This window comes from Flavobacterium labens (assembly GCF_048286755.1).
Lineage (GTDB): Bacteria > Bacteroidota > Bacteroidia > Flavobacteriales > Flavobacteriaceae > Flavobacterium.
Genome location: NZ_JBLVPL010000001.1, coordinates 1,109,836 through 1,128,374, shown reverse-complemented (window position 1 = coordinate 1,128,374; position 18,539 = coordinate 1,109,836). Strand labels below are relative to the sequence as shown.

General features: G+C 35.0%; 16 protein-coding genes. 7 read left to right on the top strand and 9 right to left on the bottom strand.

From position 1 onward, the window contains the following. The first annotated feature begins 262 nt into the window (after positions 1 to 262). Positions 263 to 742 carry a regulatory protein RecX gene (locus tag ACNQF8_RS04970; protein ID WP_417951042.1) on the top strand — a complete coding sequence of 160 codons (480 nt, stop codon included), beginning with the start codon at positions 263 to 265 and terminating at the stop codon, positions 740 to 742. A gap of 15 nt (positions 743 to 757) precedes the next feature. Here the strand turns inward: ACNQF8_RS04970 and ACNQF8_RS04965 are convergent, their stop codons facing one another. The 5 genes from ACNQF8_RS04965 to ACNQF8_RS04945 form a co-directional block, all read right to left on the bottom strand. Further along, on the bottom strand, positions 758 to 1,912 hold the full coding sequence (locus ACNQF8_RS04965; protein ID WP_417952982.1) for a beta-ketoacyl synthase N-terminal-like domain-containing protein: 1,155 nt from the start codon (positions 1,910 to 1,912) through the stop codon (positions 758 to 760). Positions 1,913 to 2,005: 93 nt separating this feature from the next. Next, complete coding sequence (gene bioA, locus ACNQF8_RS04960; RefSeq protein ID WP_417951040.1) at positions 2,006 to 3,277, bottom strand: adenosylmethionine--8-amino-7-oxononanoate transaminase; 1,272 nt, start codon at positions 3,275 to 3,277, stop codon at positions 2,006 to 2,008. 85 nt (positions 3,278 to 3,362) lie between these two features. Further along, positions 3,363 to 3,980 (bottom strand): dethiobiotin synthase, encoded by a 618-nt coding sequence (bioD, locus tag ACNQF8_RS04955; protein WP_417952981.1) that lies wholly within the window; start codon positions 3,978 to 3,980, stop codon positions 3,363 to 3,365. Positions 3,981 to 4,036: 56 nt separating this feature from the next. Continuing rightward, positions 4,037 to 4,447, bottom strand: coding sequence for a putative signal transducing protein (locus ACNQF8_RS04950; RefSeq protein WP_417951038.1), 411 nt, complete (start codon positions 4,445 to 4,447; stop codon positions 4,037 to 4,039). Between the two features lie 7 nt (positions 4,448 to 4,454). Then, on the bottom strand, positions 4,455 to 5,594 hold the full coding sequence (locus ACNQF8_RS04945; protein ID WP_417952980.1) for an aminotransferase class I/II-fold pyridoxal phosphate-dependent enzyme: 1,140 nt from the start codon (positions 5,592 to 5,594) through the stop codon (positions 4,455 to 4,457). A gap of 295 nt (positions 5,595 to 5,889) precedes the next feature. Between ACNQF8_RS04945 and ACNQF8_RS04940 the strand changes: the two genes are divergently transcribed. The 6 genes from ACNQF8_RS04940 (at position 5,890) to ACNQF8_RS04915 (ending at position 11,876) form a co-directional block, all read left to right on the top strand. Next, positions 5,890 to 6,429, top strand: coding sequence for a hypothetical protein (locus ACNQF8_RS04940; protein ID WP_417951036.1), 540 nt, complete (start codon positions 5,890 to 5,892; stop codon positions 6,427 to 6,429). A gap of 484 nt (positions 6,430 to 6,913) precedes the next feature. Beyond that, entirely contained in the window at positions 6,914 to 8,041 is a 1,128-nt protein-coding gene (locus ACNQF8_RS04935) for a hypothetical protein (protein ID WP_417951035.1), read from the top strand. An 82-nt stretch (positions 8,042 to 8,123) separates the two neighbouring features. Then, positions 8,124 to 9,047 carry a hypothetical protein gene (locus ACNQF8_RS04930; RefSeq protein ID WP_417952979.1) on the top strand — a complete coding sequence of 308 codons (924 nt, stop codon included), beginning with the start codon at positions 8,124 to 8,126 and terminating at the stop codon, positions 9,045 to 9,047. Then, positions 9,037 to 10,593: a vanadium-dependent haloperoxidase gene (locus ACNQF8_RS04925; RefSeq protein WP_417952978.1), complete on the top strand. Its 1,557-nt coding sequence runs from the start codon at positions 9,037 to 9,039 to the stop codon at positions 10,591 to 10,593. Before ACNQF8_RS04930 ends, ACNQF8_RS04925 begins: the two co-directional genes overlap by 11 nt. Positions 10,594 to 10,772: 179 nt before the next feature. Beyond that, positions 10,773 to 11,240 (top strand): DoxX family membrane protein, encoded by a 468-nt coding sequence (locus tag ACNQF8_RS04920; protein ID WP_417951032.1) that lies wholly within the window; start codon positions 10,773 to 10,775, stop codon positions 11,238 to 11,240. 93 nt (positions 11,241 to 11,333) lie between these two features. Then, complete coding sequence (locus tag ACNQF8_RS04915) at positions 11,334 to 11,876, top strand: GNAT family N-acetyltransferase (RefSeq protein ID WP_417951031.1); 543 nt, start codon at positions 11,334 to 11,336, stop codon at positions 11,874 to 11,876. 50 nt (positions 11,877 to 11,926) lie between these two features. Here ACNQF8_RS04915 and ACNQF8_RS04910 read toward each other — a convergent pair whose 3' ends face one another. The 4 genes from ACNQF8_RS04910 to ACNQF8_RS04895 all read right to left on the bottom strand — a co-directional run bounded on the left by ACNQF8_RS04910 (position 11,927) and on the right by ACNQF8_RS04895 (position 18,371). Next, a complete protein-coding gene (locus ACNQF8_RS04910; protein WP_099713839.1) occupies positions 11,927 to 12,208 on the bottom strand; it encodes a FoF1 ATP synthase subunit delta/epsilon in 282 nt (93 codons plus the stop codon). A gap of 79 nt (positions 12,209 to 12,287) precedes the next feature. Continuing rightward, positions 12,288 to 13,799, bottom strand: coding sequence for a F0F1 ATP synthase subunit beta (gene atpD, locus ACNQF8_RS04905; RefSeq protein ID WP_417951030.1), 1,512 nt, complete (start codon positions 13,797 to 13,799; stop codon positions 12,288 to 12,290). Between the two features lie 257 nt (positions 13,800 to 14,056). Next, complete coding sequence (locus ACNQF8_RS04900) at positions 14,057 to 15,535, bottom strand: SGNH/GDSL hydrolase family protein (protein ID WP_417951029.1); 1,479 nt, start codon at positions 15,533 to 15,535, stop codon at positions 14,057 to 14,059. Positions 15,536 to 15,563: 28 nt separating this feature from the next. Beyond that, on the bottom strand, positions 15,564 to 18,371 hold the full coding sequence (locus ACNQF8_RS04895) for a TonB-dependent receptor domain-containing protein (RefSeq protein ID WP_417951028.1): 2,808 nt from the start codon (positions 18,369 to 18,371) through the stop codon (positions 15,564 to 15,566). Between the last annotated feature and the right edge of the window lie 168 nt (positions 18,372 to 18,539).

The window sequence follows — 18,539 nt, the reverse complement described above, 5'->3', positions numbered from 1 at the left end:
CGATTTGTACAATATGAGTTACTTTTTTAAATGAAATGAAATTTTATCGATTATCAGTCAAAATAATCGACGTAATACATACTTGCGTTTATAAAGAAAGAAAACTATCAAAAAAGAAATATTTATACTTTCAATAGTCACAGAGACAAACCCTTGTGGGCTTAACTGCAATACTATTGCTTTAAAAATTATATTTTTAATGCGTAATTAACAACCATTATAATTAATTTCGCTTAAGTAATAAAAACCAGAAACCCCACTAATGAACTCAGTTTACTCTATAAAAGAAGCCATTAATAAACTAGAGCATTATTGCGCTTATCAGGAGCGCTGTCATGAAGAAGTCGTGCAGAAGTTACGAAGCATGAAAATGGATTCTGATGAAATTGACACTGTTTTAGTACATCTTATCAAAGATAATTTTCTGAATGAAAGCCGTTTTGCCTGCAGTTTCGCAAGAGGAAAACACCGCATCAAATTTTGGGGAAAAATCAGAATTGTAAACGAATTGAAATTTCGAAAAATTACACCATACAATATAAATCTGGCACTAAAAGAAATCTCAACAGAGGAATATTTATCGACTTTTCATTCGCTGGCAGAAAAAAACTGGGAATCCGTGCGAGAAGTTAATTTGATAAAAAAACGGAAAAAATGCTGTGATTATCTACTGCGCAAAGGATTCGAAAGCAATTTGGTTTATGAAAAAATTAAAGAGTTGGAGAATTTACAAGAGGAATAAAATAATTACAAAAAATTACAAACTCAAAAGCAAGCTCACTGCATTTCCACCAAAACCTACGGCATTGATCAACACTTTTTTAATCGGTTTTGTTTGTTTTTGTGCTTCCACAAAAGGAACTCCGATAAATCTATTGTGTCGCATCATCAATATAGCGAGTTCCATACTCAATATTCCCGAAGCGCCAAAAGTGTGCCCAATTTTCCATTTATTGGTAGTCAATAAAGGAAGGCTTTCGCCAAAGATTTTTTCTATCGCTTTATATTCTGTCAAATCACCTTTTATGGTTCCCGGAGCATGCATGACAATGACATCCACATCAGACAAATCAGTATTATGCAATGCCATTTTCATTGATTTTTGGAAGCAGGTAGCTTCTGCCGAAATAGAAATATTATGTTCCAATATCTCTGTTGCATAACCAATTCCTTCAATGTAAGCTAATGCGTTTTCTTTTTTTCCTATTTCGAGACAACAAACGCCGGCACCTTCACCAAGAATCATGGTATTTTGCTTTTTTTCCAAATCAAGTGCGCGATTCGGATATTTTTCTGTACTGTTCGAATAAATTTTTAAAGCGCGCATTTGGGCAATCGTAAAATCAGTTAAAGGCGCTTCACTACCACCAACAAGAAATTTATCGGCCATTCCGCCTCGAAGCCACGCCACGCCGTTCAACACGGCATGTAAAGCAGTAGAACAAGTTATAGAATGTGAGATTTCAGGTCCACAACTTTGTAAATCATGGGCAACCCAAGAAGAAATATTTCCCAAAGTAGTCGTTGGAGAGGCCAAAGTTTGTGCTTTTCCAGTTTTTAAATACTCCTGATAGTGTTTTTCAAATAAATCTGTTGCACCACGAGACGAACCAATATTAATCCCAAAAATATCGTTTTGTGTCCAACCCGCATTGTTTATCGCTTTTCGCGAAGCTGCCATCGCATACAAAACCGATTTATCTAAAGACTTATATTTATTATCTGAATTTTGTAGAGCATCAATAACTTCTTTCGAATCATTGTTCAACTTAGCAACGAAAGTTTTCTTACTGTCTAAAACATGTTCGGTAAAACAATGGTCGTCCTGGAGATAGTTTTCCCAAATTATTTTTGAGTCAGTACCCAATGGAGAAATGGAAGCTATGGCAGTTATGGAGATTATTGTTGACAAGATATTTAATTTTATTGCACCAAGATTAACAAAGAAAAACCTTGTGTGCATTCGTTTTTTTCTCTGAATTTCTGTGAAAAAATTTATGCGAATTTAAACTATTTCTAAAGCATTTTCGACTACTTGATATACTTTTTGCAACTGCTCATCCGTAATAATGTAAGGAGGCAAAATGTAGACAATATTACCAACCGGACGCAGAATTACTCCGTTTTCGATAAAAAAATCATACAGTTTATTGCGCAAAGTTCCATAGTAACTCGCTGAACTTTCGGTTTTTATTTCCAAAGCAAAAATGACTCCGAGCACTCTTGTTGTAGTTACTTTTGGATGATTTTTCACGCGTTCTTCAAACTCCAAATGTCTGTGATTGACACGAACTATATTCGCTTGCATTTCATCGGTTTGCAACAAGTCTAAACTAGCCAAAGCAGCAGCACAACCTGTTGGATTTGCTGTAAATGTATGCCCATGAAACAACGCTTTATTAATGTCGTCATCATAAAAAGCATCAAATAAATCCTGCGTAAAAGTCGTAATCGCCATAGGAATAGTCCCTCCAGTTAATGCTTTAGACAAGCACATCATATCTGGTTTTTCCAACAAATAATCCGTTGCAAAAGTTTTTCCAGTTTTTCCAAAGCCTGTCATCACTTCATCCGCAATGGTAAGTACATTATTCTCCTGACAAATTCGCATCAATTTATCTAACGATTCTGGTTCGTACATCACCATTCCTGCCGCTCCTTGAACCAATGGCTCAAAAATAAAACCAGCACAATTGTGATTTTTTATAACCGATTGTAAAGCATCGTAACTTTCCTGCTCCTGTCCTTTCACCGGAACTGGAATCCGAACCACATCAATAAACATTCCTTGAAAAGCTTCTATAAAAAACGAGATTCCACTTGCTGCCATAGCGCCAAAAGTGTCGCCGTGAAATGCATTTTCGAAAGCAATTATTGTCGTTCTCTTTTCACCTCTATTGAAAAAGTACTGTAACGCCACTTTAATAGCGACTTCAACTGCTGTAGAACCATTATCAGAAAAGAATATCTTTTGTTGGTTTTTTGGTAAAATTTCAATCAACTTCTCCGCTACTAATATAGCGGGTTCATGTGTAAATCCACCAAACAACACGTGTTCTAATGTCGTGAGTTGTTTGTAAATCGCATCGGCTATAAATGTATTTGAATGTCCGTACGGATTCACCCACCAAGAGGCGATTGCATCAATATATTCTTTATTGTTTTCATCCCAAAGCAAAGCACCTTTTCCTTTTTTAATTGCAATTGGTAACGCTGCAGTTTTGTGTTGGGTATACGGATGCCAAAGATATTGACCGTCTCTTTCTGTTAAATTCATTTTGCAAAGATAAAAGAAGCAAGCTACAAGAAGCGAGAAAAACGTAAAAAACAAATCTGAATTCTTTACTCTTAATTCTTATTTTTTATAAAGTCAGTAACTGTTCCCGAAACAAATCAGCATATTCTTTGATTACATTTTGGTCAAAATAGGGTTCTTGTACTATCCTTCCAATACATTTGATGCTAGTTTTACTCAAGATTATTTTCTCTGTCGCTTTATTTTCATCTCCGGAGAAAACTATTCCAGCAATTGCTATTTTTCTACTTTGTAAGGCTTCAATGGTCAATAAAGTATGATTGATACTTCCTAAATAATGTCGGGAAACCACAATTACTTTATAATCGGGCTGAATCAAATCAATTACACAATCACTTGAATTTAAAGGAACAAAAACGCCTCCCGCTCCTTCAATAACCAAATGATTATCTGTTTTAGGTTCGATGAACTTCTTTAAATCAATAGTAATCCTGTCTAGTTCAGCGGCAAGATGTGGACTCGCCGGTGTATTCAAAGCATAGCTATTGGGATGAATCACCGTTTTTTCATTAGACAAAAATGATTTGACTTTATGACTATCAGAATTTTCTAAATCGCCTGCTTGAACAGGTTTCCAATAATCAGCTTCTAAAGCTTCTGTAATAATGGCTGATGCAATGGTCTTACCTACATCGGTTCCAATTCCTGTTATAAATAGTTTCATAAGTTTGGCACACGGATGACACAGATTTAACTGATTGTCACGGATTTTTTTAAAATTTATTTAAATTCAAATTTACAATTATCGCATTTGAATTTATGCGTAGAATAAAATGGTAATGCAACTAAAAAAAGAGACAAAAGAAATACTAAAAATGATTTTAAATCCTTGATAGAAGTAACCAAATCTATTTGTTCTGCTCCACATTTTGGACATTTTTTCAATTTTTCGTTATCATCTAATGAATACTGACTAATATTTGAAAAAATGTCGGTTGCTTTTTCAAAATCATCATTTTTAACAAAAAGCTTGACACCTCCTACAGCATTACTGTATAATGGATTTGAATCTACTGTATTATTGTCGCGCATAAATACTTCAATACCCTCGGATTCTAATTTTCCTTTGAAGATAATTGCTTCAGAGGAATATTGAAAAGTCGCTATTTTTTGAAAAGTGTTTTCTTCCATAATTTCTTTAAAAAACAAAAGTACTCAACAATTGCAAGACTTCCGAGATTTCCTCATGCGAATTATAACTGTGTAAACACAAACGCAGTCTTTCCTGTCCTTCTGGAACGGATGGCGAAAGAATGGCTTTTACATCAAATCCTTTTTCCTGCAATTGGTTAGCAATTATTTTAACTTTTTCATTTCCTGGAATAATGGCAGATTGTATCGCCGATTTGCTTCGAACAAAAAGTGGCTTTAAACTCAACAGATTTTTCTGCTGATTAAAAAAAACAATGTTTTCTCTTAATTTTAAAATTGGAGCCGAATCCTGTTTTAAATGCTGATAAGCAACCAAAATCGTGGCAACGGAATGTGGCGAAAGCCCTGTGGTATAAATAAAACTTCGGGAGAAATTTATTAAATAGTCCCTCAATTCAACCGAACCTAAAATCGCGGCTCCATGACATCCCAATCCTTTCCCGAAAGTCATAATTCGGGCAAAAACGTGATTTTGCAACCCCAGCATCTGAACGAATCCTTCTCCTGACGAACCAAAAACACCCAAAGCATGCGCTTCATCAACAACAAGATAACGATTGTGCTTAGTTGAAACCGAAACCAATTCTTCCAGATTCGGACAATCTCCATCCATTGAAAAAACAGATTCGGTGACGATATAAATAATGGTATTTGGATTCCTTAAAATTAATTTTTCTAAGTCTTCAAAATCATTATGATTGAACTTGTAAGCTTTCGCATTCGACAGTTGAATTCCGTCCCGAATAGAAGCATGACACAATTCATCGTATAAAATTAAATCTCCTTTTTGTGGAACAGCACTAAAGAAACCAATATTGGCATCATAACCTGAGTTAAAAATTAACGCTGTTTGTGATTGGTGGAAACTGGCAATAAAGTCTTCTGTTTCTTGATACAGTTTATGGTTACCCGATAATAATCGGGAACCGGTTGCTCCGTTTTGAATGATTCCGTTGGCAATTAAATGCTGATGCGTTTCCTTAAAAATAATTTCTGATTGTGAGAAACCCAAGTAATCATTGGAAGAAAAATCAATCTTTTTACTTGACAAAGGTAATTTTCGCAAGGCATTATGCTGCTTTCGAATTTCAAGTTTTGCGGATAAATTTTCTGGGAATTGTTTCATAGTCCACAAAAATAAGCATCTTTTTTGGTTTATGGATTTTGAGAACTATTTGTTAGTTTTTTTATCAAATTTTAAAAATAATTAAAACTCATTTCTTCAAAACGACATTCAACTTGTTCACCAAAAAAACAATTCTATTACAAATTAACATTTGAATTAAAGCAATTAAAAAAATACTTATAATTTTTTCCGAAAACGGTTTCGATTTATTTATTTCATAAAATTATGTTAAAAAAAACTTAAAATTAATATCGAAGATGTTAACCAATGAAATAGTTTTCTACTTTCGGCAAATATGAAACGAATTGCATCACTTTTTCTAATAGTAACGTTGTTCTACAACGTGATGGGATACTATCTGATGTTTGCTTATCAAGAAGAGCAAGCGTGGGTATCTTCTATGGAAAAAAAACACGACTCAGAGTTTCAAGTAATCCAATTAAATGCAACTTTATACTCCTTTATCGAAGATACTGACTTTGAGTACGTGAATGAAGATGTGGTTATCAACAACAAAAGTTATCACATTTTCAAGAAAAGAATTCAAAACAACATACTTAGCTTATATTACCTGCGTAATTCACATCAAGATGCAATAAGTCAGGATTTAAAAGATATTGTTGACAATCAATTATTCAACGGATCCTCATCAAAAGAGTCTCCAGTCAAAAAACTACTAAAATCTTTCTTAAAAGATTATGTAGCAAATAGTGCTGTTTGTGTAGATTTTTCTCCAAAAACAACTGTACTTTCAAGTGAATCTATCATTATGCCAAACCAGGCGTTAGATTCCGGATACATTTCCTTATCGTATTCTCCACCCGATTTCGTTTAAATCTTCTTTCATTTTAGTGGAATCATTCGCTTTTATCTGGCATTTGTAAAGTCAAGATAATCATGATTGCTTTTTAGCTAAACCTGTACATTTATTACATTCTTTTAGTAGAAATTATGCCCGTTAAAAATGCAAAATAGTCTTTTGTATTTTCTGAATTCACTTTTTGTGAATGATTTCGTAGGCTTATTTTGCATTTCTATTCTGGTATATTTTGTACAACTAGCTTTCAGAATCATGACTTAAATGGATTTACAAATTCAAATTTGGATTTATAAAAAAGTTCTTTATTTCAAAGTCAACCTTTAATCTATCCATTTCGCCTTGTAAATCCAACGAAATTTTTTGGCAAAAGCCAACAGTAAATCTTGTTTTAAAGCGACACTACCAATCCAACAACCATTATTATTTTACACCAACCTTCTTTTCGGAAGAAGTTGCTACGGGCCTATTTTATATCATTAACCATTCAAAAAACCAAAAATTGAAAAATTTATCCACTTTACAATCCGTTTGTATTTTTATTCTATTCCTTACAATTGCTTTTAACACCCAAAATTTATCCGCACAAGGATGTGTAGCGATCAAAGGTAATGCGACAAGTTGCATGTCGATTCATGCCGACAGCACTAATGTTTCAGGATGGCAATTCGCCAGCAGCGGTCGCTATTTTAGATCATTCAGACACTTTTCTGGAACAGAGGAAAACAAAGACAGATTAGTGCAAAAAACAGAAGTTATCAATTACACTTCCGTTTTCAATCTTTCATTGACGAGAATATTAAACAACCGTTGGTCTGTTATGGTCGATCTTCCCATTTCAAACAATGTTCGTTCTTCGTTGTACGAACATGGATTAGTAAATGGCACTTACGTAAAAAGAGAACGTAATTCTACAAGCTCGTTTGGTATTGGCGATATTAGATTTGCAGCTTATAGATGGATGTTAGACCCCGCAAAAAGTACAAAAGGAAACATGCAACTAGGATTAGGGATAAAATTACCAACCGGTGATTACAACTACAAAGATTATTTTTACAATGTAGGTCCAAACGGAACAAAAGAATTGCGTCCCGTAGATCAATCCATCCAGTTAGGAGACGGCGGTACCGGATTTACTTTTGAAGTAAATGCATTCTACAACTTCATAGAAAATTTTGGCGTTTACGGTAATTTCTATTACTTAATAAATCCACGTGAACAAAATGGAACTCGTACATATCGAGAAACATTAGCATCGCGACTTGCTAACGAAGCGATTATGAGTGTGCCAGATCAATACATGTTTAGAGCTGGTTTTAATTATTCAGTAAATCAAGTAAAAGGATTGTCTATAGCCGCAGGTGCACGATTAGAAGGAATTCCTGTGAATGATCTTGTGGGCGGAAGTGGAGATTTCCGTCGTCCGGGTTATATCTGGTCAGTAGAACCTTCTGTGAACTATGAGTATAAAAAAGTTGTCGTGTTTGCATCAGTACCGTTTGCAGTGGTTCGCAACCGTACGCAAAGTGTGACCGACAAAGAAAATTCTGTAAAAACAGGAACTCATGTTCAGGGCGACGCCGCATTTGCTGATTATACCATTAACATTGGTATATCAACCAGATTTTAAAATTAGTTACAGTAACAATAATAGAAACAACACACTTTTAAACAATAAAATACCAAACCACTAACAAAAAAACCATTTTTTAATGAAAAAATTTTATCTTAGTTGCCTGCTGTTGGCACCTTTATTTATAAATGCTCAAACAGAGATTGATGGAATTATGATGAGCAAAAACAATTTTTGTTTTGGAGCTGTATACCAACATAGCAGCTGGGACGAATATTGGGAAGGAACCTTTAAAAGAGAAAATCTTAATCTGGGTACTGTTTCTACAAAATCAATTACCTTAAATGGAAACTATGGTGTTTCTGATAAATTGAATATCATTTTCAGTCTTCCTTATTTAGAAACAAAAGCTTCTGCAGGAACAATGGAAGGTCAAAAAGGACTGCAAGATCTATCGTTAACGATAAAATACATGCCTTTTGAAAAAACAATTGGAAAAGCCACCTACTCTTTATATGCTTTAGGAGGCCTTTCGGCTCCGGTTTCTAATTATTCAGCTGATTATTTACCCTTAAGTCTTGGTCTAAAAAGCAAGACAGCGTCTTTACGATTGATGGGTGATTATCAAAGAGGTCGTTTTTTTACCACGCTATCTGGAGCGTATGTAAAAAGATCCAATATAACCATTGACCGAAATTCCTATTATACAGACGAAATACATTACACGAATGAAGTGAATATGCCAGACGCTATTTCGGTAAACTACAGAATAGGATATCGTTCCAATAGATTAATCGCCGAAGCAGTACTTGATAACTGGGTTACGCAATCTGGAGGATTTGACATTACTAAAAATAACATGCCTTTTCCAAGCAATACTATGAATGCATTAAAAGTAGGGGTAAATACTAAATACACGCTCAGAAAAATACCCGCATTATCTATTATTGGAGGCTATAATTTTGTTACCGAAGGTAGAAATGTTGGACAATCAAATACCTTTTATGGTGGTTTATTTTATATCCTTAATTTAAAAAAAGCAACACAAGAAAATGAAAAATAAAATACAAAAAATAGCCTATAACAGTCTTTTGGTTTTGTTTCTTACGTTGAACTATTCTTGTAGTGACGAGTTAACAGAACGCAACGAACAATTTCCTCAACTGAATCCAGCCAATACAGACGAATTAGCAGGGACTTGGAAAACATTCTTATTGACTACACCAAATGAATTTTCTTTGGATCCGCCAATAGCAACTACCGCAGCTGCATTTACAAGAGAAATTAACGAAATAAAAAGTTATCAGGCAAGTATAACGCCAGAGCAGAAAAAAATAATAAAATACTGGAGTGCCGGTGGTGTTTTACGTTGGAATGAAATCATGCGAACATTAGTAGCAAGACACAATCGTCCGCCGTATCAAAATGAAGACGGAACTTATCCTGCACCATCTGCGGCAAGTCCATTTGCGAATCCCGAATTTCCTTTTTCAAATCCTCCATACGCAGCTAGAGCTTATGCTTATGTAAGTGCGGCGCAATACGATGCGATGATTGCAACTTGGCATTATAAAAAACTATATAATAGAGCTGCACCTTTTACGGTTGATGCTACTTTACCGGTTTTAATTCCAAAAAGTACCTTACCTTCTTATCCCTCTGAAGATGCTGTTTTAGCAGGAGTTACGGTTGAATTATTAAAATTATTATTCCCAACAGAAATTGCTTACATACAAGAAAAGGCAGAGGAACAAAAATTATATCGCATTATCAGTGGTGCCAATGTTCGAAGTGATGTTGATGCAGGAATTATTTTAGGCAGAAAAATTGCAGGCAAATTTATCGCAAGAGCGGCTTCTGATGGAACTGGAGCAGCTATAGGCAATCAAGCGCTTTGGACTCAACTGGAAACTCAAACTGCTGCCAATGGAGAAACGCCTTGGAAATCACTAGATGTACCTGCAAGACCTCCAATGTTACCATTATTTGGAAAAGTAAAATCATTCTTAATGACTCCTGAAATGGTTGTTGCCAGTCGCCCAGTTCCACCGCCATCTATAAAATCAGAACAATTTGCAAAGGAATTAGCCGAAGTAAAAAGCTATGGAAAAAATGCCACCAGAAAGAACATGCAAATCGTAACCTTCTGGGCTGATGGTGTAGGAACTTATACGCCACCCGGACACTGGAATGCAATTGCATCTGAGTCATTTGTAGCACTAAATTATAGTGAAGTACGATGGGCGAGAAATCTTGCTTTATTAAATATTGCTATGATGGATGCGGCTATTAGCTGTTGGGATGCAAAATACACGTACTTTAACCCAAGACCGTCACAAGTAGATCCGTCTATAAAAACATTAACAGGAACCCCTAATTTCCCTTCCTATGTATCAGGACACTCCACCTTCAGCGGTGCGGCTAGTGTCGTTTTATCACATCTAGTTCCTGTAAAAGCACAAAGTTTTGTAGCTATGGCAAAAGAAGCTTCGGATTCTAGAATGTTTGGATGCATTCACTATAGAAGCGATTGTGAAAAAGGACTAGAATTAGGCGAAAAAGTAGGTGGTTTTGCTGTATCAAGAGCCCTTACTGATGGTGCCGAATAACATAAAATAATTAAGTTGATACTTTGTTTTAATGGTTTGTTTAAAAATTCTTTATCAGCTCAAGCCTAACAGACGTTGGAAACCTGTTAGGCTTTTTTATTTATCACAACCTAAATTTAAATAGAATAATAATTCTAAAACAAAACCAAAACTTAAAAATCCATTAAATCCCTTTAATAATGAAACAGACATTCAATACTTTCTATTTTATTTTCAGTAAAAAAATGGAAAAATACAGTGTCAATATGATGCGAATTTCTCTGGCAATAGTTTACGTTTGGTTTGGTGCGTTGAAAATTTTCGGTATGAGTCCTGCCGGCGAATTAGTAGAACAAACCGTATATTGGTTTGAACCTGAAATATTCATTCCAATTCTTGGTGTTTGCGAAGTACTTATAGGTCTTGGCTTGCTCATAAAACGCTTTATCCCTTATACAATTGTATTATTATTAATGCATATGGCAGCCACCTTTTTTCCTATTTTTATTCTAAAAACAATCTGTTTTGATGCATTTCCTTATTGCCCTACTTTGGCTGGGCAATACATAATTAAAAATCTTATTCTAATTTCTGGAGCACTTGTAATTGCATCAAAATACAATGAAAAGTATTATGCCGAAATGAATTTAAAATTAAGCGAAAAATAAAATCTAAATCCATTTCGTATAATCAAAGATTTCCTAATTTTATAATTACAGATAGTAAAATACCATTCATTAATCCGTGATCAGTAAAATCAAATGAAACGTATACTTTATAAAAAAGCGTCAACTCTAGACGAACTGGAACAAATCAGAACACTACAATTACAAAACAGCTCTCAGAATATAAGTTCTGAAGAAAAACTTCAAGAAGGATTTGTTACGGTACAACACTCCATTGCCTTATTAGAACAAATGAATTACGCTTGCGCACATATTATCGCCAAAGACAATGATATCGTAGTAGGTTTTGCATTGGTAATGCTTTCTAGCTTTAGGAACGAAATTGAGGTTCTTATACCCATGTTTGAAAGAATCGATGAATTAGTACCAAAAGACAAAACCTATGTTGTAATGGGGCAAATTTGTGTAGATAAAAACTATAGAAAACAAGGAGTATTCAGAGGGCTTTATCATTTTTACAAAGAGGAACTGTACAATGAATTTGATTTTTTAATCACCGAAGTTGCCGCTATAAACCTTCGCTCCATGCAAGCACACGAAGCCGTTGGGTTCAAAACAATTGACACTTATCAAGAAGATGAGATTGTTTGGAATATCATTCTTTGGGACTGGACATAAAAAAAGCCTCACAAATTGTGAGGCTTTCATTTTTTATGATCAAGATTACTTTAGTCAGCTAAAATAATAACTTTATTGTCTTTCATTTCAATTGTACCTGAATTGATAGCCAGCGTATAATTTTGAGCATCTAACTTCGTGAATTTACCTGCTACTTCTTTTGCAAAAGCAAAATCAGAAGCTGTAATTTTCACGACACCTTTTCCTAAGATAGAAACTATTGGCGCGTGGTTATTCAAAATCTGAAAGCTTCCATCAACTCCTGGCAATGTAACCGAAGTTACTTCTGCTGAAAATAATTTTGCTTCTGGTGATACTATTTCTAATAACATATTTTTGTAGTTTGAAAATTTAAAAGTTTAAAGTTTAAAGTTACGAATGAACTTTAAACTTTAAACTTTTAAACTAATTTTAAGCTTCCGCTAACATTTTTTCTCCAGCTTCGATAGCTTCTTCAATAGTACCTTTAAGGTTAAAAGCTGATTCTGGCAAGTGATCTAATTCACCGTCAATAATCATATTAAATCCTTTGATAGTATCTTTGATATCAACTAAAACTCCTTTTAATCCTGTAAATTGCTCAGCAACGTGGAAAGGTTGAGATAAGAAACGTTGTACACGACGTGCTCTTGAAACGGCTAATTTATCATCTTCTGATAATTCTTCCATACCAAGGATCGCGATGATATCTTGTAATTGTTTGTATTTTTGTAAAATTTCTTTTACTCTTTGTGCACAGTCATAGTGCTCATCACCTAAAATTTGAGGAGTAAGAATTCTTGAAGTTGAATCCAATGGATCAACTGCAGGATAAATACCTAACTCAGCAATTTTACGAGACAATACAGTAGTAGCATCAAGGTGAGCAAAAGTTGTAGCCGGAGCCGGGTCAGTTAAATCATCCGCCGGAACGTAAACCGCTTGTACAGATGTAATAGAACCTTTGTTTGTAGATGTAATACGCTCTTGCATCGCACCCATTTCAGTAGCCAATGTTGGTTGGTACCCTACCGCAGATGGCATACGACCTAAAAGTGCCGAAACCTCAGAACCAGCTTGAGTAAAACGGAAGATATTATCCACGAAGAACAATACATCTTTACCTTGATCAGTTCCTGCTCCATCACGGAAATATTCTGCAATAGATAATCCAGAAAGTGCTACACGAGCACGAGCTCCTGGAGGCTCATTCATTTGTCCGAAAACGAAAGTAGCTTTAGACTCTCTCATTCCTGGCATATCAACTTTAGATAAATCCCATCCTCCATTTTCCATAGAGTGCATGAATTCATCCCCGTATTTTATAATTCCTGACTCTAACATCTCACGAAGTAAGTCATTCCCTTCACGTGTTCTTTCTCCTACTCCTGCGAATACTGAAAGTCCACCGTGACCTTTTGCAATATTGTTGATTAATTCCTGAATCAATACTGTTTTACCAACACCAGCACCACCGAACAATCCAATTTTACCCCCTTTTGAGTAAGGCTCAATTAAATCGATTACTTTAATACCTGTGAATAAAACTTCAGAAGAAGTAGATAAATCTTCGAATTTTGGCGCTTGTCTGTGAATAGACATACCGTTTTCTCCTGTTTTTGGTAAATCACCTAAACCATCAATTGCATCTCCAATTACGTTGAATAAACGACCGTAAACATCGGCACCGATTGGCATTTGGATAGGATTTCCTGTTCCAACTACTTCATAACCTCTACTCAAACCATCTGTTGAGTCCATCGAAATGGTACGTACTGTGTTTTCACCAATGTGAGATTGTACTTCAAGTACTAATAAAGTACCATCTTTTTTTGTGATTTCTAACGAATCATAAATTTTTGGAAGTTCAACATCCTTACCGTTGAAAACTACATCAACTACTGGTCCAATGATCTGGGCAACTTTTCCTATTACTTTTGACATTACTTATGTATTTATTAAATAGCTATTTAGGTTTATGAAATAGTACCAACCGAAACGTATCGATTAAATGCTTTTTTCAGAGCGCAAAGATAATTTTTTAAAATATAAAATCAATTATTTTTTTATAAAAAAAGGATATTTTTAGTAGATACTCCACAAATGACTTTGAAAAAGAGAAAAGACAGCATTATTCTTAAAAAAAGTAAGACCACTTACAAGGTGTAAGTGGTCTTTAAAATATCATTTTATATAAAATTTTATAATGAGGCAGGGTATAATATACGGTATGTACCTACATTGACATTTTTAAAATTTGAACCAAATTTTGCATTAATAGCGTCAGTAAATAAGTTTGCAATAATTGCATACCCTCTTGGACTTGGATGAACACCATCTAAAGAGAACATCCCTCCAGTTACAAAAGTAGAAGTTGTTGTATAACCGTTATATACTATACCACCTTTGGCCAATTGATCAGTTACACCTTTCAACTCTACAAAAGCTAATCCTTTTGCATCAGCAACAGACTTTATAGTCGCGTTATATGCATCTGTTGCAACTTTTACTTCTGCGATCTCTTCTTTTGACAAAACCCAGTTATCAGCAAGAGGAACCGATACTCCATTTACAGCAGCGGCATTACCACCTACTAATGTACCGATAAAACTACTTGCTGGTAAGACAACTAAATCCTCAGCAGTTGCATGTCTGTAAGAAGGGATACCAAAAGAGGTTCTATTAGTTAAATAACTATCTACAATTACTACTGCATTTGCACCCGCTTTAAAATTTATTGTTCTTCTTGTTGCTTCAGCCGCAGTCAATAAATTAGCATTAACCATTGCTTGCAAACCTCCATTGTAAGCTGCATAACCTGCGTTTAACTGTGATGCAGCTGCAGCTGATAAAGCTACCGGATTGTACGGAACTGTTGTGAAATATGGCAAAGCCGTCACATAAGGCAAATTAGCCACTACACCTTTTGCTCCTTTTGCAGTCATTGCATTCACAACATTTGAATAAACATTTGCAAAAACGGATGGATCTGTAATATCATTACTACCATAGGTTGCTGGGTTCATATTGCCAGTTTGGTTCATACCAATACCCCCAGAGGTAGCATATGACAATACATCATTACCACCGATCCATAACGAAAAGAAAGTAGGATCTTGTGCTACAGCATCAGCTAGTACAGTTGTTGAAGCTGATGTAGCAAATCGAGCAAAGTAAGGATTTGCAGCACCTGTTGCAACACCAGCCACATTTCCATAACCCGGCGCCACTAAATGAAAACTTTTTGCCCCTGGTACCCCCATGTTATTAAAAGAACCTGTTAACTTAGTAGTAACCTCTGTTGATGGTCTTCCCGCTGCAGGAACAGGCGCCGAACCATTAAAAAATAGTCTCGTACCTGAAATCACATTTCCACCAAGCAACAAACCACCCACATTATCAGCCATCAAAGGCGTTTTAAATTCACCTCCACCTGCCAAAGCAAACTGTTGCGAAATAACATTTGCATAAGAACCTTTCTGAGCTTCAATAAACAAGGCATTATCACTAAAACCAGCTGCATAAGAATCACCAAGCGCTACGTACTTGGACACTGTTGCCGTACCTGAAGTTAAGGGGGTTCCATCAGATGAATTAGCGTCTACTGCTACCTCTTCCTCACTATCACACGCTATAAATGCTAAAGAAGCAAATAATAACCATTTGAAATTTTTTATCATCGTTTTATAATTTAGTATTTATGAATGATTACGGGTTGATTGTCCAAGATGCAAAATATTGTTGACCAATAAGACCAGCTCCTAATACTTGACCGTATTCTTTACCTCCAATGTTTGACGCTCCAACTTTTAATGTTGATTTCAAAGAAGGAATATTGTAATTTAACTGTGCATCTATAACTGTTGCTGATACTATTGTACCATCTGCAAAAGAAGACTGCCATAAGTATTCGCTATTCCATCTTCCACTTACATTAAATCCAAAATTTGGAAATAACTTTTCGTTACCTATAGAGGCTTTCACACGGTGTTTCGGTGTATTGAAACCCGCTTCAAAACTAGGATCTTTAGATTGATCAAATTTAAATTCAGCGTAATTATAGTTTGCACCTATTTCAAAATCCTTGTATACTTTTCTTGACAATCCAAGACCGAAACCTAATGACTTAATTTCTAATGGAGTATTAGTGTACAATTGAAATGTTCTAGTATTTCCATTTTGCAAAGCGTGTAAAGCTTTTGGCCCTTCTGGATTAGTTAAACCGCCACCATCTAAAGCAGCTCCGTACAAAGGTGTAATAACATTTAAGTTTCCTATGAAATTATTGTAAATATTATAATAACCGTTAATATCAATTGAAGTCTTATTGATGAAAGAACGGTAACCCAACTCAATTGCTTTTACTTCTTCTGGTTTAACTAGGCCTGCATTTGTTTTTCTCAATAATGCAGGATTTGATGCTGCTGCAAAAGCAAGCACAGATGATGCAGTGTATGAATTTTCATAAGCTCGTGTTCCGTTAATCGTAACTGAAGAACCTCCTGCAAAACCCTGACCAACAGCAGTTGCGATTGGTAACGTTTCTACAAATCGTGTCAAGTTATCTGGAGCTGAGCCCAATAAAATTGCACTTCCTACATTAAATCCAATATACTGATCTTGTGTAGATGGGTTTCTAAAACCGGTTTGAAACGAACCTCTAAAATTATGGTTTTTATTTTGTCCTGCAGAATAAACCACAGAAATTCTTGGCGAATAATTACCCTCGAAATTTTGTGCTTTGTCGTAACGAATAGATCCGGTTAATTTCAAGCGATCATCCATTAATTTTTTCATTATTTGAGTATATGCACCGTATTCATCATAACGAATTGGACCTGCCGCATCTGTATAAATACGTCCAAATGAATTCAATTCATATTGTCTGTATGATCCACCCACTTGAATTTCGGCAAATTTTATCAAATCTTTAAAATTGTAATTTGCATCAGAATGGTAAATTCTTGAGTTATCTACTAATTTAGAACCTGTTAAAACACTTGGGTCATTAACAACTTGATTAAAAGCATTTTTAAACGCATCTGTTCCAGGTATCAATCTTCCAGTATCTGCAGTAGCTCTCGCACGTGCATGAGATTGCTCAGGAGTTAATCCTCCCAGCGTTGATTGTACGTAAGCCCCAGCATATTGACCAAACCAAGTTCTATCATCTTTCCATTTTCTATTTATATTAATACCTGTAAACAACATATCATACGATTGACCACCGTCTTCAGTTGTAGTGTATCCTCTTAAAAAGAAATTTTTCCCCTTAAATTCAATTTTGTGCTGTTGCATAAAAAAGTTATTCAAATAATAACGATTTGCACCTTGATACACCGTGTTCCCGTAACCAAATTTGCTTTGAACAATTACTTCAAGTCTTTCATCTCCGAACGGTCGAACATGTAACGATAAATCAATTTTTGTGTTAGAAACTTTGTTGTCTGTCAAATCAACCTCATTATATCCTGTTCTGCTAACATTTGTATTTGGAAGTAAATTTACTGCCGACGCAGGAATTAAATTCTGAGCTGCTAAAGCTTGACCAACTCCTTTGATATTTGTAGCAACTTCATCCCCATAAACATTTATACCGTCATAATTAATAGTATTTCTATCAATCCCTTGACGAGTTTTATCATCATAATTTACTGCATGCCACTCTGTACCTCTCATGTATGTGAAATTAGCTTTACCTGCAATATATTTATTGAATGCTTTAGCCATACGAACTCCATAGTCTACATAATCATTTGTTCCAGCTGCTTTTTGGCTGGTTTGGCCAAACTTAGCGTACGCTCTAATACCTTCACTAGTAAATGGACTTTTACTTGTCATAAACAAAATACCATTAAAAGCGTTAGCACCATACAAAGCAGAAGAAGCTCCTGGTAATAACTCAACTGACTGCACATCAATTTCAGAAACTCCTATTAAGTTTCCTAATACAAAGTTTAATAATGGTGAAGAATTATCCATACCGTCTACTAATTGCATAAAACGAGTATTTGCTACAGTGGCAAAACCACGCGTATTGATCGATTTAAAGGACATACTAGAAGTGTTCATTTGAACCTCTTTCATGTTTTCTAATCCATCATAAAAAGAAGGTGAGGCTGTTTTTTTAATTTCAGCAATACCCATTCTTTCAATAGTAACTGGCGACTCTAATACTCGCTCTGGTGTTCTTGAAGCAGAAACCACGATTTCATCTAGCTTATTCTCTTCATCCAATAACTTAACTGCAATTTTTTGACTAGCTGAAGAAACTGAAATTTTTTGAGATGTAAACCCGACACTTGAAACCTCAATAACAAAAGGAGGTTTTTTTGATGATTGCAAAGTAAAAGAGCCATCTAAATTGGTTATCGTAGCCGAAGAGTCTCCAACGATTTTAATGTTGGCTCCAGGGATAGGTTGGTTGTTACTATCTGTAACAATACCTGAAATTGAGTTTTGAGCGAAAGTTAGGCTACAAAAAAACAATGACAAAAAAAGTAAATACACTCTCATTGGGTTATAATTTGTTGGTTTATGAAGCCAAAGTACAAATATTTTTGATATTAATAAAAAAGCGACTAAAAAATTTCATATTTATCAGTTATTTTACCTCATTCGCACTTATTCTACATTTATTTTTTAATATTATATGTTAAAAATTATGTAATAATAATAGAATAT

Coding starts and splice junctions, on each gene's coding strand:
- ACNQF8_RS04970 (WP_417951042.1), top strand. CDS start 263: ATGAACTCAGTTTACTCTATAAAAGAAGCCATTAATAAACTAGAGCAT.
- bioA (WP_417951040.1), bottom strand. CDS start 3,277: ATGAATTTAACAGAAAGAGACGGTCAATATCTTTGGCATCCGTATACC.
- bioD (WP_417952981.1), bottom strand. CDS start 3,980: ATGAAACTATTTATAACAGGAATTGGAACCGATGTAGGTAAGACCATT.
- ACNQF8_RS04950 (WP_417951038.1), bottom strand. CDS start 4,447: ATGGAAGAAAACACTTTTCAAAAAATAGCGACTTTTCAATATTCCTCT.
- ACNQF8_RS04945 (WP_417952980.1), bottom strand. CDS start 5,594: ATGAAACAATTCCCAGAAAATTTATCCGCAAAACTTGAAATTCGAAAG.
- ACNQF8_RS04940 (WP_417951036.1), top strand. CDS start 5,890: ATGAAACGAATTGCATCACTTTTTCTAATAGTAACGTTGTTCTACAAC.
- ACNQF8_RS04930 (WP_417952979.1), top strand. CDS start 8,124: ATGAAAAAATTTTATCTTAGTTGCCTGCTGTTGGCACCTTTATTTATA.
- ACNQF8_RS04925 (WP_417952978.1), top strand. CDS start 9,037: ATGAAAAATAAAATACAAAAAATAGCCTATAACAGTCTTTTGGTTTTG.
- ACNQF8_RS04920 (WP_417951032.1), top strand. CDS start 10,773: ATGAAACAGACATTCAATACTTTCTATTTTATTTTCAGTAAAAAAATG.
- ACNQF8_RS04915 (WP_417951031.1), top strand. CDS start 11,334: ATGAAACGTATACTTTATAAAAAAGCGTCAACTCTAGACGAACTGGAA.
- ACNQF8_RS04910 (WP_099713839.1), bottom strand. CDS start 12,208: ATGTTATTAGAAATAGTATCACCAGAAGCAAAATTATTTTCAGCAGAA.
- atpD (WP_417951030.1), bottom strand. CDS start 13,799: ATGTCAAAAGTAATAGGAAAAGTTGCCCAGATCATTGGACCAGTAGTT.
- ACNQF8_RS04900 (WP_417951029.1), bottom strand. CDS start 15,535: ATGATAAAAAATTTCAAATGGTTATTATTTGCTTCTTTAGCATTTATA.
- ACNQF8_RS04895 (WP_417951028.1), bottom strand. CDS start 18,371: ATGAGAGTGTATTTACTTTTTTTGTCATTGTTTTTTTGTAGCCTAACT.